Origin of the sequence: Enterobacter sp. AN-K1, assembly GCF_020971765.1 — a bacterium.
Lineage (GTDB): Bacteria > Pseudomonadota > Gammaproteobacteria > Enterobacterales > Enterobacteriaceae > Enterobacter > Enterobacter hormaechei_C.
Genome location: NZ_CP087390.1, coordinates 1146407 through 1159026, shown reverse-complemented (window position 1 = coordinate 1159026; position 12620 = coordinate 1146407). Strand labels below are relative to the sequence as shown.

The following is a 12620-nucleotide window of genomic DNA, read 5'->3' as shown; positions in this document are numbered from 1 at the left end:
TCCATGAAAAACATGAAACTGGAGTGGAAAAGAGGTGACTGGGCAGCTTATTTCGGGTTGATGACCAACAACCTGACCAATTTGCTGACCATGATGGGGCTGCTCATTTTTGTCGTCGGCATCCCGAAGGAGATTGTTTATGGACGCATCGCGCCAGCCTTCGGGCTGGCGGTGCTGGTGGCGAGTCTTTGCTATACGTGGTTTGGCCTGCAAATGGCGCGCGCCACCGGACGAACGGACGTCACCGCGCTGCCGTCCGGCCCAAGCGCGCCGTCGATTTTTACCGTGACCTTCCTGGTCTTAATGCCGGTTTACCAGCAAACCGGCGATGCGGATTTCGCGATTCAGATTGGCCTGGTGTGGTGCTTTGTGGAAGCGATGATCCTCGCGGGCGGTTCCTTCCTGGGGGAAACCATCCGCAAGATGATCCCGCGTACCGTGCTGCTGTCGTGCCTGTCCGGTCTTGGCCTGCTGCTGCTGGCGATGAACCCGATGTTGCAGGCGTTCGAAGCGCCGACCGTGTCGTTTATCGTCCTGCTGCTGATCTTCATTAACTGGTTCGGTAAAAAGCCGATTTTTGCCAAAATCCCGACCGGCCTGCTGCTGTTAATTGCCGGTACTCTGCTTGCGTGGATCTCCGGCCTGCAAAGCCCGGATGCCATTAAAGCGTCCATGTCATCATTCGGCTTTAACCCGCCAGAAGTGCACGTGGACAGCTTCATGCAGGGACTGCCGCACGCGCTGCCGTATCTGGCGTCCGCCGTACCGCTGGGGCTGGCGAACTACATCTTTGACCTGGAGAACATCGAAAGCGCCCACGCGGCGGGGGATGAATACCCGACCCGCAAGGTAATGCTGGCGAACGGTCTGGCCTCGATGCTCGGCTGCCTGATGGGCAATCCGTTCCCGGTCACGGTCTACGTCGGCCATCCTGGCTGGAAAGCGATGGGCGCCAGCATCGGCTACACCCTGGCGTCCGGCGTGACCATGTTCATCGTGCCGCTGTTCGGGCTGGGGGCCTTTATGCTCGCCATCATACCGATGACCGCCATCGTGCCGATTCTGGTGTTTATCGGCGTCGTCACCGCCAACCAGGTGGTGAGGGAGACCCCGAAAGTGGAGGTGCCCGTCATCTTCATCTGCCTGTTCCCGTGGATCGCCAACTGGGCGCTGACCATGATGAACAGCGTGATGAGCGCGGCGGGGACCAGCGCGGCGAAAATCGGCACCGACGTGCTGCACAGCAAGGGGATCTACTACGAAGGCCTGATGCATCTCGGCAACGGCGCGCCGCTCGCCAGCATGCTTTGGGGCTGTATCGCCATTTTCGCCATCCTCAACAAACCGCTGCGGGGGGCCGTCGCGGCGGCCGGTGGAGCGCTGCTGGCGCTGTTTGGGGTGATCCACGCGCCGGTGGTGGGCTTTGCCGAGGGCAGTTCCCTGATGTTCGTCACGGCCTACCTGATGATGGGCGGGATGTTTGTGGTGAAGCATGTGCTGGATACCTCTGTTAATCCCCCTCTCCCTGTGGGAGAGGGCCGGGATGAGGGCACCAGAACGCACCTTCTAAAGGAAACAAAATGAAAGAGCTTATGGTCGTCGCCATCGGCGGCAACAGCATTATCAAAGACAACGCCAGCCAGTCGATTGAGCATCAGGCGCAGGCGGTCAAAGCGGTGGCAGAGTCGGTGCTCGAAATGCTGTCCTCGGACTATGACATCGTGCTCACCCACGGCAATGGCCCGCAGGTGGGGCTGGATCTGCGCCGCGCCGAAATCGCCCACGAGCGGGAAGGGCTGCCGCTGACCCCGCTGGCAAACTGCGTGGCGGATACCCAGGGCGGGATCGGCTACCTGATCCAGCAGGCGCTCAACAACCGCCTGGCGGCGCGCGGGGAACAAAAAGCGGTCACGGTCGTCACCCAGGTGGAGGTGGATAAAAACGATCCTGGCTTTACGCACCCGACGAAACCCATCGGCGCGTTCTTCAGCGAGGCGCAGCGCGACGAACTGCAACTTGCGCACCCGGACTGGCATTTTGTTGAGGATTCAGGCCGGGGGTATCGCCGCGTGGTGGCTTCACCGCAGCCGCGGCGCATCGTTGAGTCGGATGCCATCAAGGCGCTGACGCAGAAAGGATTTGTGGTGATCGGCGCGGGCGGCGGAGGCATTCCTGTGGTGCGCAGTGAACAGGGCGATTACCAGAGCGTGGACGCGGTGATAGATAAAGATCTCTCCACCGCGCTGCTGGCGCGCGAGATCCGCGCCGACGTGCTGGTGATCACCACCGGCGTGGAGAAAGTGTGCATCCACTTCGGCAAGCCAAACCAGCAGGCGCTGAGCACGGTGAACGTGGCGCAGATGACGCGCTACATGGAAGAAGGGCATTTTCCGGCTGGCAGCATGTTGCCGAAAATCGTCGCCTCGCTGGAATTTTTACGCCATGGCGGCAGGAGGGTAATCATTACCTCGCCGGACTGCCTGCCCGCGGCGCTGCGCGGTGAAACGGGTACCCACATTATTAATGAAGGAAGATAAGATGAGTGAGAATAAAAGCCGCCGCGAGTTTATCAGCCAGAGCGGCAAAATGGTTACCGCCTGCGCGCTGTTTGGCGCCACGGGTTCCGTCGCGTATGCTGCCGATTCTGCAAAGGCAACCTGCGAGACGGGTAAACCGATGAACATCACCGCAAAACATTACTATCTCGACAACGTGCTGCTGGAAGCCGGGTTTAACTTCGACGGCAGCGTGGCGACAAGTACCCGCACCGAGCTGAAAACGCTGGAAATCAAAGACGGGAAAATCGTCGCCCTGCGCGACAACAACAGCCACGCGGACGCGACCCTGCCGCACTTCGACGCGGGCAAAAAGCTGATGCTCCCGGCGATGCGCGACATGCACATCCATCTGGATAAAACCTTCTACGGCGGCCCGTGGCGCTCCCTGAACCGTCCGGCGGGCACCACCATTCAGGACATGATCCGCCTGGAGCAGAAGCTGCTGCCGGAGTTACAGCCCTACACGCAAGAACGCGCCGAAAAGCTGATCGACCTGCTCCAGTCCAAAGGGTCAACCATCGCCCGCAGCCACTGCAACATAGAGCCGGTTTCCGGCCTGAAAAACCTGGAAAATTTGCAGGCGGTACTGGCGCGCCGGGGCGCAGGCTTTGACTGCGAAATCGTTGCCTTCCCGCAGCACGGCCTGCTGCTGTCTCATTCTGAAAAGCTGATGCGCGAGGCGATGCAGGCGGGGGCGCATTACGTGGGCGGGCTGGACCCGACCAACGTCGACGGCGCGATGGAGAAATCCCTCGACACCATGTTCCAGATTGCGCTGGATTATGACAAAGGGGTGGATATCCATCTGCATGAAACCAGCCCGGCGGGCGTGGCGGCGGTGAACTACATGGTACAAACCGTGGAGAAAACGCCGGCGCTGAAGGGGAAGCTGACCATCAGCCACGCCTTCGCCCTGGCGACGCTTAACGAGCAAGTGGTGGATGAGATCGCCACCCGCATGGCGGCACAACAGGTGACCATCGCCTCCACCGTGCCGATTGGCACTCTGCACATGCCGCTGAAGCAGCTGCGTGATAAAGGCGTGTTTGTCATGACCGGTACCGACAGCGTGATCGACCACTGGTCGCCGTACGGTCTGGGGGACATGCTGGAGAAAGCCAACCTCTATGCACAGCTCTATATTCGCCCGAATGAGCAGACGCTTTCGCGTGCGCTGGGCATCGCCACCGGCGACGTACTGCCGCTGAACGACAAAGGCGAGCGCGCGTGGCCGAAAGCGCAGGATGACGCCAGCTTTGTGCTGGTGGATGCCTCCTGTTCCGCCGAGGCCGTGGCACGCATCTCTCCGCGTACCGCGACGTTCCATAAGGGGAATCTGGTCTGGGGCTCTGTGGGCTAATGTGGTGCCGGGTGGCGCTGCGCTTACCCGGCCTACGGTTCGGAGATTTTGTAGGTCGGGTAAGGCGAAGCCGCCACCCGGCAATGCCATATACTCGCCGCCCGTAAGGCTTAATAACCGACTTTATACACCCGCCCGCTCTGCACCCCTTCGACGCTGCGGCGGTAAGCCTGCGCAACGGTCGCGGCGGGAACGCTTTCAAAGCCCGGGAAGAAGCCGTCGTACGCTTCGGCGGATTCGGTCAGCACCGTCGGGCTGATCAGATTAATGCGAATACCGCGCGGCAGTTCACAGGCCGCGGCGCGCACAAACCCTTCCAGCGCGGCGTTAACCGTGGTGGCATTCACGCCCTGGGCAATCGGCTCGTGCGCCACAATCCCGCTTATCAGCGTAATCGAGCCACCTTCGTTCAGGAAGTGCTGGCCGGTCAGCGCCAGACGAACCTGCCCCAGCAGCTTATCCTGCAAACCCTGGTTGAACTCGCCGTCGGTCATGGTTGAGAGCGGGCCGAAGTGCAACCCTCCGCTGGCGGAGACAATCGCATCCACCGGACCGATCTTTTTGAACAGCGCCTGCACGCTCGCCTGCGAGGTGATATCCACCTGATGATCGCCCTGCGTGCGACCCACGCGGATCACCTCGTGGCGACGGCTTAGCTCTTCTGTCACAGCATGACCGACCGTACCGCTGGCACCAATAATGACGATTTTCATAGCAGACTCCTTATGTTGTGAGCCTTCATTCTTAAATAAATAAAAATTCAGATAAACTGGGCTGATGTTAGAAGATTACTAACCAGAGGTTCGTAATATGGATAAGCTTCGCGGCATGGAGACGTTCATCGCAGTGGTGGAAAGCGGCAGCTTTACCGGCGCGGCGGCCCGGCTGGAGATGTCGGCGGTAATGGTCGGGAAGTATATTGCGCAGCTGGAATCGCAGCTCGGTACGCGGCTGCTGGAGCGCAACACCCGTCGCCAGAGCCTGACGGATGCCGGACGCGTTTATTTCGAAGAGGCCAGGCGCGTGCTGGAGCAGGTCTCGATTGCTGAAAACGCGGTTGAGCGTCTGCGAGCCACGCCCGCCGGCACCCTGCGCGTGACGGCGCCTACCTCGTTTGGCGGCTGCGTTATCGCGCCTCTGACGGCCACGTTTTTGCAGCGTTACCCGGAAGTGCGCATCGAACTGGATCTCACCAACCGAATGGTGGATCTGGTAGAGGAAGGGGTCGATCTGGCCATTCGTATCGGTGAGATCCGTAATGAGGATCTGGTGGCGAAATATCTGTGTCCCTACAACATGGTGATCTGCGCCGCGCCGGATTATCTGGCGCGTCACGGTACGCCGCAAACGCCAGCCGATCTGGTGGATCACCTGTGCCTGTCGCACACGGTCTGGACGGCGCGTAACGAGTGGCGGCTGCCGGGAGTGGAAGGCGAAGTGCGCTGGAAGCGTGATGCCGTCTTACGATGCAATGACGGCTACGGCTTACGCATGGCGGCGCGAGCCGGGGCGGGACTCCTGCTGCAACCGGAAGTGCTGGTGGCGGAAGAGCTGGCGAGCGGCAGGCTGGTTCGGGTTCTGGAAGCGTTTACGCCCGCGCCGAGGCCGGTGCATTTACTGTGGCGTCAGGATTTGCGGCCGCTGCCTAAGCTAACGGAATTTATTGCCCATATTCTGCTAAGATTGGGCACAATATAAAAAAAGAAGGTAAGTAAAGAATGTCTGCAAACAAACTCGCCAGCAGCGCGCAGGGCCTGCAATCCTCTGCCATCCGTGAATTATTAAAACATAGCAAAATGGCAGGCGTGATTTCGCTGGGTGGCGGTATTCCAAATCCGGACCTGTTCGATCATGAGGGTTTAAAAATCGCTGCTGATGCCGTGCTGTCTCAGCATTTTGGCGAAGCGTTCCAGTATGGCCTGACGGAAGGCGTCCCGGGGCTGCGCGAAGAGATCCAACGCATCTGTGAAGGTCGCGGCATCGCCTGTAAAGCCGATGACGTGGTCATTACTTCCGGCTCGCAACAGTCGCTTGACGTGCTGGCGCGGGCGTTAATTAACCCGGGCGATACGGTCGTCGTGGAGCGGCCTACCTACCTCGCCGCGTTGCAGGTCTTTGGCCTGGCGCAGGCGAATTTTGAATCCGTTGGCACCGACGGCGACGGCATGAAAGTGGATGAACTTGAAGCGCTGGTAGCCACCAAAACCATCAAAGCGGTTTATATCGTGCCAACCTTTGGTAACCCGGGCGGCGTGACGCTCTCCGAAGCGCGTCGTAAACAGCTGGTGGAATTATCGAAGCGCTATGACTTCGTGATTATCGAAGACGACCCGTACAGCGAGATCAACTACACCGACGAAGCGTTCCGCCCGCTGATTGCTCATGCCAAAGATATCGGCAATGAGGATAACGTGGTGTACACCTCCACCTTCTCTAAAATCCTCGCGCCGGGCACCCGCGTGGGCTGGGTGCTGGTGCCGGAGTGGCTGAAGCGCGCGGTGGTGAACCTCAAGCAAACCACCGATCTGCACACCAGCACGCTGTCGCAGCTGATGACGTACGAGTATCTGAAAACCGGTCGTCTGGCGAATCAGATTAAAATGATCCGCGAAGCCTATCGCCAGAAATACCAGACCTTTGCAACGGAACTGGAAGCGGAGCTGGGCGATGTGATGTCGTTCCACAAGCCAAAGGGCGGCATGTTCCTGTGGGCGAAAATGAACAACGGCATCAATACGACGAAATGGCTGGAAAAAACGTTGAGCAACGGCGTCGTGTTTGTGCCGGGTGAGTTCTTCTACTGCAACGAGCCGGACCATACCACGCTGCGCATGTCTTTCGTTACCCCAACGGATGAGCAGCTTAAAGAAGCGGTTCGACGCCTCAAAATTTCCCTGTAACAGGATGCGCATAATGGCAGATGCCGTTATGCGCTGTTCCCGTGCAGGGTAACGTCTGGCTTGCCAAGTTTTCGCTTCGCCATGACTTCCGCAACGGTTTTTATCCGGCTTAACTCCTCCTGCGTGCGGGAGTTAGATTGCGCTTCCCAGATATCAACGTTTAGCTGTAAGTTCAGCCAAAATTCAATAGTGGTATTAAAGGCTTTTGCCAGTTTGATCGCCATATCGGCAGTAAGTTTGCGATTGTTATTGACCAACGCGCTTACGGTATTGCGGTGTACATTTAGCATCTCTGCCAGATCGTTGATTTTCAGATTGAGCGGTTCAAGATATTCATACTGCAACACCTCGCCCGGCGTGGTGGGTTTGCGGAGTGCCTGTTGAAGTGTCATAGGTGATGCCTCACTTGTGTTGCGTGTACTTGTGTGGAGAGAGATAGAGATCGTCTGCTTTTCCCTCTGACCAGCGAAATACAAGCCTGTATTGTCTGTTTACCCGGATAGAGGAATATCCCTTCAACGGAGGACTCAATGCTTCATACATATTGCCCGGTGGCGATCGTAAATCCAGGTGCGACATGGCCGCATTGATGATGTCGAGCTTTCTTGCAAGCGCTGTTTCCAGATTCAAAGGGATAACATTGCTCGATCTCCCGTAGAGAAAAAAATCCTCAAGCCATTGATCCCGAAAATGATTAATCATAATGCTGGTAAGCTCCAGTCCTTGAAGCTGAGTGGATAGTAATGCACTCCTGCACTGTGCGCAAGTGCGTTTTGTCTGCGAGTAATATTACCCTGGTCATGGCTGAAGGGAAGTGTGATGCATGACTAAAGGTTAATTCTTCGAGGCGGATTCCACGTCTTGCGTGCGGATTAATGCCCGGCGGCGCTGCGCTTGCGCGGGCCTGCGAGAATGTAGGCCGGGTAAGGCGCAGCCGCCACCCGGCGTTTGACTACCGCTCCCTCAGCGCCTCCTTCGCCCGGTTAAACGGTTTGATCATATAATCCAGCACCGTTTTCTCCCCGGTCTTGATATCCACCGTCGCTATCATCCCCGGCACGATCGAGAAGTGCCTGCCCGCCTTATTCACCAGATAATCCTGGCTGGTACGGATAAACACCCGGTAATAGAACACCTCCGGCTTCGCTTCGTCCTGAATAGTGTCCGGCGAAATGGTCTCCACCACCCCGTGTAGCCCACCGTAAATCGCGTAATCGTAGGCGGTGATTTTCACCAGCGCCTCCTGATTAGGGTGGATAAAGGCGATATCCCGCGGCGAGAGGCGGGTTTCAATCAGCAGGTGGTCGTCCACCGGCACAATTTCCATCAGCTCACCGTTGGGCGGGATCACACCGCCAATCGTTGTCACTTTGATGTTTTTCACGATCCCGCGCACCGGAGACTTCACCGTCAGACGGGTAACGGAATCCTCGCGGCCTTTCAGGATCGCTGACACCATATCCACCTCGGCGTTGGCCTTCGACAGCGCTTCACGGGCCTGCACGTAATACTGGGAACGCACGTCGGTGAGCTTCAGCTCCAGGTCGCTTTTCTGCCGTTGCAGGCGCAGCACTTCCACGTGGCTGGCGGCCCCGGTTTTCACCAGCCGCTGGGTGATCGCCAGCTCTTTGTTCGCGAGATCTAACGCGGCGCGCAACTCCCGCTGGGTATCCTCAAGCTGGGCGCGGCGCGAGTTGTAGAGCCGCGTTTCAGCGGCGGTCAGGTCGGTCCATTTCGCCAGGGACGGCGGGAATTTGAGCGGCAGATCGTTCACCTCGGCATACAGACGCGCGCTGGAGGCCAACGATGCCCGGTAACGCGCCGCGCTTTCGCCGACGTTGGATTCCGAGCGGGTAGGATCCAGCCGCGCCAGCACCTGTCCGGCCTGCACCTGATCCCCTTCGTGCACGTTCAGCTCGGTGAGGATGCCCCCATCCAGCGACTGCAAAACCTGCTCGCGTGAGCTGGGGATCACTTTCCCGGTGCCGGTTGAGACTTCGTCCAGCACCCCGAACCACGCCCAGACGCCAAGCACCACAAACATCAGCAGGGAGAAGAAAACAATGCGCCGGGCACCGGTATAACCGCTTTCTGAGTCGAGCGCGTTATCCAGATCTTCTACTGCGGCAACGTCACGCTGACTGATTTTCATTTTTCCACTCCCGTCCGGTTGCCTGCTGCTGTTGCTGCATACGGCTGTTGTTCAGCGCCTGGGCTTTTGGCGCGTCCATCACCAGCATGCCATCTTTGAGTACCACCACGCGCTCCACCAGCTCCAGCACCGGCACGCGGTGGGTCGCGACAATCAGCGTGCGGTTGCCAAGCCACGCTTCGAGGCGCTGAATAAATTCCCGCTCGGTATGCTCATCAAGGGAAGCGGTCGGTTCATCCATCAGCACGATATTCGGATCGCGCAGGAGCATCCGTGCCAGCAGGATGGACTGCCGCTGCCCGCCGGACAGCCCGACGCCGTTCTCCATAATCGGGTAATCCAGCCCCTTCGGTAGCTTCTGCACAAAGCTGGCCGCGCCGCACATCTCCAGCACCTCGAAGATCTCTTTATCGGTGGCGCGCGGCATGCCGAGCGTGATGTTCTCGCGCAGGGTGCCGTAAAACAGCCGGGCGTTCTGGGTCATAAAGCCGACGTTTCGCCGCACGTCAGCCACGTCCAGATGCGGCAGACTGAGGTTGTCGAGCCGCAGTTCACCGCCCGCCAGATCCATCCCGCCTGCCATCGCCTGCAACAGGGTTGATTTGCCCGCGCCGTTGCGCCCGAGGATCGCCACTTTCTCGCCCGCTTTGATCTCCAGACGGTTAATGCGCAGCGCCATACGCGGATCTTCCGGGTGATAGCGAAACTGCGCCTGCTCGAACAGGTAATGTCCGCGCAGCACGTCCTGACGGATCGGCGTCTCTTCGCGCTGATTCTCGGTCGGCAGCTGCATAATGCTGTCCAGCCCCTCTTTGGCCGCCTTCACCTGCTGCCAGCGGGCCAGCACGCCGCACAGCGTCGCCATCGGGGCGATCATCCGTGAGGCGAGCATTGAGGCGGCCACCACTGAACCGGTGGTTAAGGTGCCGTCGATCACCATCGGCGCGCCCACCACGATCACCCCGGCATACACCAGGCTCTGAATGGTCATCCCCCAGCTGATCAGGTTCTGGGTCAGCTCGCGGGTGCGCAGGCCGGATTCAGCGGTGATCTGGATATAGCTGTTCCACTGCTGCAAAAAGCGGTTCTCCGCCTGCATCAGCTTGATGTCCTCCAGCCCCTGCACGCTCTCCACCAGCACCGCGTTGCGCAGGGTTGATTCATGCGCCGACTGCTTCGCCAGCTCCGCCAGCTTCTTTTGCAGCAGCAGGCCAGGCAGGACCATGATCACCGCCGCCACCGGGGCGATCCACGCCAGCTGCGGAGCGATGATCGCCAGCACAATCACAAACAGGATAAAAAACGGCAGATCGACGATGGTGGAGATGGTGGAGGAGGTGACCATCTCGCGGATCTGCTCCAGCTCGCGCAGCTGGGAGATAAAGCTGCCGGTGGATCGCGGAATGGCGCTGTGGCGCAGCCGCAGCGCGTGGCCGAACACCCGATCCGAGACGCGCAGATCCGAGCGTTTACCCAGCAGATCCATAATGTGTCCGCGCGCCACGCGCAGCACAAAGCCAAACAGCGTGGCGATCAGCACCCCGATGGTCAGCACATAGAGCGTCGGATAGGACTGGGCGGGGATCACCCGGTCATACACCTGCATGGAAAAGACGATGCCCGAGAGGGAGAGCACGTTAATGAACAGTGCAGCCAGCATCACCCAGCTGTAAGGGCGAAGGTCGCGCATCACCAGCCGGTAGAGCCAGTCCGGGCGGTATTTTGAGATATAGGCATCCACGCGGCTGTCCTTCAGCGCCGCCAGCGGACGCAGGGCGATGACGTGGCGGATGGCAGGCAGCATCGCGCTCATCGACAGGCGGTTGGTGTGCGTGCTGTCGTCGAAAAAGCTGACCTCAAGCGTATCCTCGCCGTCGAAATTGTCGATCACGCCGATTTTACCGTCGTTCAGCTCAACCACCACCGGCAGACGCCAGCTGTTGATAGCGTGCTGATCGGCCGTCAGCAGCTGGAATGTCAGCCCGGCTTCACGGGCGAGCTGCGTCAGCGCGGGCACCATCGGTTTGCCTTTCAGCCACGGCGCGCCGGCGATCAGCGAGCCTGGCGAACAGGCAACGCGATAGCGCGTCGCCACATAGCCAAACGCCTGCGCCCACTGCTCCAGCGCCTCATCCGTCATATTTTCACCCTGCGGAATATCGCGTTGCTTCATGGCTGGATCTCCACGGTCTGGATGGTGCGGTTTTCAAGATCGAACGCGTGACGCAGGCGCCCGGTGTTGTACAGACAGTTGAGCTGAAGCTGATGCAGCTGTCCGGCGGTTTGCTGTTGGGTAAAGCGCGCCTGATACACCTCCTGCTCGGCGTTGAGCACGTCGAGCAGCGGGCGGGAACCGAGATCGAGATACTGCTGCTGATACAGCTCGCGGGTGCGGGCGCTGAGCGCTTCCTGACGGCCCTGGATCTGAAGCGTGCTCATCAGGCTCATCACCTGGCTGCGCGCTTCCAGCAGTTTTTGCCGCACCTCAAGACGGGTGCGCTGGATGGTGGACTGGGCGGATTCCACCGCGTGTCCGGCAGCGTTACGCCGGGCGGTGAGGCCGCCGCCCTGATAGAGCGGCATCTGCACTTTTACCCACGCGGAGTACTGGGTGCGGTCCCGCGTTTCGTTGCCGGCGTAGCGGTCGTTCAGGTAGTGACGAACTTCCGGCTCCAGCGAAACGGTAGGGGTCATTTGCGCGTTGGCATAGTCGAGATTAGCCTGCGCGACGTTGGCCTGCGCCCAGGCCGCTAATACCGAGGGCACCAGACGATCGTCCGGCTCGGCGATGTCGCAGCTGCGGGCCAGGCTCTGCGGAAAGTCATTGCTGACCTCGTTCAGGCTGTCCCAGCCCAGCAGGCTCATCAGCGTGGCGCGCGAGCTGTCGAGGCTGGCCTGATACTGCATCAGCTGCGCACGCGCCCCTTCGATGCGGGCGTCGGTCTGCACCACGTCAGAGAGTGACGTTGCGCCTTCATCATTACGTTGTTTCGTCAGGGTGCCGATGGAGGACAGGGCATCCAGCTGTTCTTTGGCGGTCTCGACCATCTGCTGCCAGGTCTGCACCTGCACCATGGCGATGGCGGTATCGTGGGCGATGGTGTCGATGCTCACCAGCACGTTGGCCTGCTGCTGGGCGACGCCCGCGTTTTCGGCGCGCACCTGGCTTGCGACTTTGCCGAAGTCGTAAAGCATTTGCGAAAGAGAAAGCACCAGCGAAGGGGTAAAGCCATTATCGTCACCGTCGTGGCTATAGCCGTTATCCATGCCGGCGTTAATTTGCGGATAATATTTCGATTTGGCGACGTCCACATTTTCGCTCTGCTGATAAAGTTTGCCGACGGCTTCACTGATGGCCGGATGCCAGGTCACGGCGCGGTTAACCGCTTCATTCAGCTGTAGCGTGCCGGGGGCGGCTTTGCTGGCTACGGGCGCCACGCGACCATTTAAAGAGGGGAGTTCCTGCGTTTCGCTTAATTGTCCGGTATTAATCATCGCCGCAGGGTTTGCCGCGATAGCGGGCACAGATATCAGGCAGCACGAGAGCCACCAGTAAGGCATCTTCTTTCCCATGTCTTGTCCCTAATAAAAAAGTACTGCTTTTTTGTTTATGCCCGGGCGCTGTGCGCGCCCGGGTCATTTCTTGCAGG

At 59.4% G+C, this 12620-nt stretch carries 11 protein-coding genes; 5 read left to right on the top strand and 6 right to left on the bottom strand.

Annotated elements, in window-relative coordinates:
* The first annotated feature begins 3 nt into the window (after window positions 1-3).
* The 3 genes from LOC22_RS05540 to LOC22_RS05530 are packed head-to-tail and all read left to right on the top strand — an operon-like array spanning window position 4 to window position 3918.
* On the top strand, window positions 4-1584 hold the full coding sequence (locus tag LOC22_RS05540) for a hypothetical protein (RefSeq protein WP_015571646.1): 1581 nt from the start codon (window positions 4-6) through the stop codon (window positions 1582-1584).
* Window positions 1581-2537 (top strand): carbamate kinase family protein, encoded by a 957-nt coding sequence (locus LOC22_RS05535; RefSeq protein ID WP_047055938.1) that lies wholly within the window; start codon window positions 1581-1583, stop codon window positions 2535-2537. The genes LOC22_RS05540 and LOC22_RS05535 overlap by 4 nt, the downstream gene beginning before the upstream one ends.
* Window position 2538: 1 nt before the next feature.
* Window positions 2539-3918 carry an amidohydrolase family protein gene (locus LOC22_RS05530; protein WP_230239416.1) on the top strand — a complete coding sequence of 460 codons (1380 nt, stop codon included), beginning with the start codon at window positions 2539-2541 and terminating at the stop codon, window positions 3916-3918.
* Window positions 3919-4028: 110 nt separating this feature from the next.
* Here the strand turns inward: LOC22_RS05530 and LOC22_RS05525 are convergent, their stop codons facing one another.
* The gene (locus LOC22_RS05525) at window positions 4029-4631 is read right to left on the bottom strand and encodes a short chain dehydrogenase (RefSeq protein ID WP_033487546.1); all 603 of its coding nucleotides are present in this window, start codon (window positions 4629-4631) and stop codon (window positions 4029-4031) included.
* Between the two features lie 97 nt (window positions 4632-4728).
* On the opposite strand from LOC22_RS05525, the gene LOC22_RS05520 reads away from it, so the two are divergent.
* Entirely contained in the window at window positions 4729-5616 is an 888-nt protein-coding gene (locus tag LOC22_RS05520) for a LysR family transcriptional regulator (RefSeq protein ID WP_015571641.1), read from the top strand.
* 20 nt (window positions 5617-5636) lie between these two features.
* Window positions 5637-6818 (top strand): PLP-dependent aminotransferase family protein, encoded by a 1182-nt coding sequence (locus LOC22_RS05515; protein WP_017382758.1) that lies wholly within the window; start codon window positions 5637-5639, stop codon window positions 6816-6818.
* A 26-nt stretch (window positions 6819-6844) separates the two neighbouring features.
* Here LOC22_RS05515 and LOC22_RS05510 read toward each other — a convergent pair whose 3' ends face one another.
* From LOC22_RS05510 to LOC22_RS05490, 5 genes are all read right to left on the bottom strand, one after another.
* Entirely contained in the window at window positions 6845-7210 is a 366-nt protein-coding gene (locus tag LOC22_RS05510; RefSeq protein WP_032654721.1) for a HigA family addiction module antitoxin, read from the bottom strand.
* 10 nt (window positions 7211-7220) lie between these two features.
* Window positions 7221-7520, bottom strand: a complete 300-nt coding sequence (locus LOC22_RS05505; RefSeq protein ID WP_015571638.1) for a type II toxin-antitoxin system RelE/ParE family toxin — start codon at window positions 7518-7520, stop codon at window positions 7221-7223.
* A 250-nt stretch (window positions 7521-7770) separates the two neighbouring features.
* Entirely contained in the window at window positions 7771-8970 is a 1200-nt protein-coding gene (locus LOC22_RS05500) for an HlyD family efflux transporter periplasmic adaptor subunit (protein WP_017382757.1), read from the bottom strand.
* A complete protein-coding gene (locus LOC22_RS05495; protein ID WP_045906891.1) occupies window positions 8951-11143 on the bottom strand; it encodes a type I secretion system permease/ATPase in 2193 nt (730 codons plus the stop codon). Before LOC22_RS05495 ends, LOC22_RS05500 begins: the two co-directional genes overlap by 20 nt.
* Window positions 11140-12543 (bottom strand): TolC family outer membrane protein, encoded by a 1404-nt coding sequence (locus tag LOC22_RS05490; RefSeq protein ID WP_023304292.1) that lies wholly within the window; start codon window positions 12541-12543, stop codon window positions 11140-11142. The genes LOC22_RS05495 and LOC22_RS05490 overlap by 4 nt, the downstream gene beginning before the upstream one ends.
* Window positions 12544-12620: the final 77 nt, after the last annotated feature.

Coding starts and splice junctions, on each gene's coding strand:
- LOC22_RS05520 (WP_015571641.1), top strand. CDS start 4,729: ATGGATAAGCTTCGCGGCATGGAGACGTTCATCGCAGTGGTGGAAAGC.
- LOC22_RS05535 (WP_047055938.1), top strand. CDS start 1,581: ATGAAAGAGCTTATGGTCGTCGCCATCGGCGGCAACAGCATTATCAAA.
- LOC22_RS05515 (WP_017382758.1), top strand. CDS start 5,637: ATGTCTGCAAACAAACTCGCCAGCAGCGCGCAGGGCCTGCAATCCTCT.
- LOC22_RS05505 (WP_015571638.1), bottom strand. CDS start 7,520: ATGATTAATCATTTTCGGGATCAATGGCTTGAGGATTTTTTTCTCTAC.
- LOC22_RS05510 (WP_032654721.1), bottom strand. CDS start 7,210: ATGACACTTCAACAGGCACTCCGCAAACCCACCACGCCGGGCGAGGTG.
- LOC22_RS05540 (WP_015571646.1), top strand. CDS start 4: ATGAAAAACATGAAACTGGAGTGGAAAAGAGGTGACTGGGCAGCTTAT.
- LOC22_RS05530 (WP_230239416.1), top strand. CDS start 2,539: ATGAGTGAGAATAAAAGCCGCCGCGAGTTTATCAGCCAGAGCGGCAAA.
- LOC22_RS05500 (WP_017382757.1), bottom strand. CDS start 8,970: ATGAAAATCAGTCAGCGTGACGTTGCCGCAGTAGAAGATCTGGATAAC.
- LOC22_RS05495 (WP_045906891.1), bottom strand. CDS start 11,143: ATGAAGCAACGCGATATTCCGCAGGGTGAAAATATGACGGATGAGGCG.
- LOC22_RS05490 (WP_023304292.1), bottom strand. CDS start 12,543: ATGGGAAAGAAGATGCCTTACTGGTGGCTCTCGTGCTGCCTGATATCT.
- LOC22_RS05525 (WP_033487546.1), bottom strand. CDS start 4,631: ATGAAAATCGTCATTATTGGTGCCAGCGGTACGGTCGGTCATGCTGTG.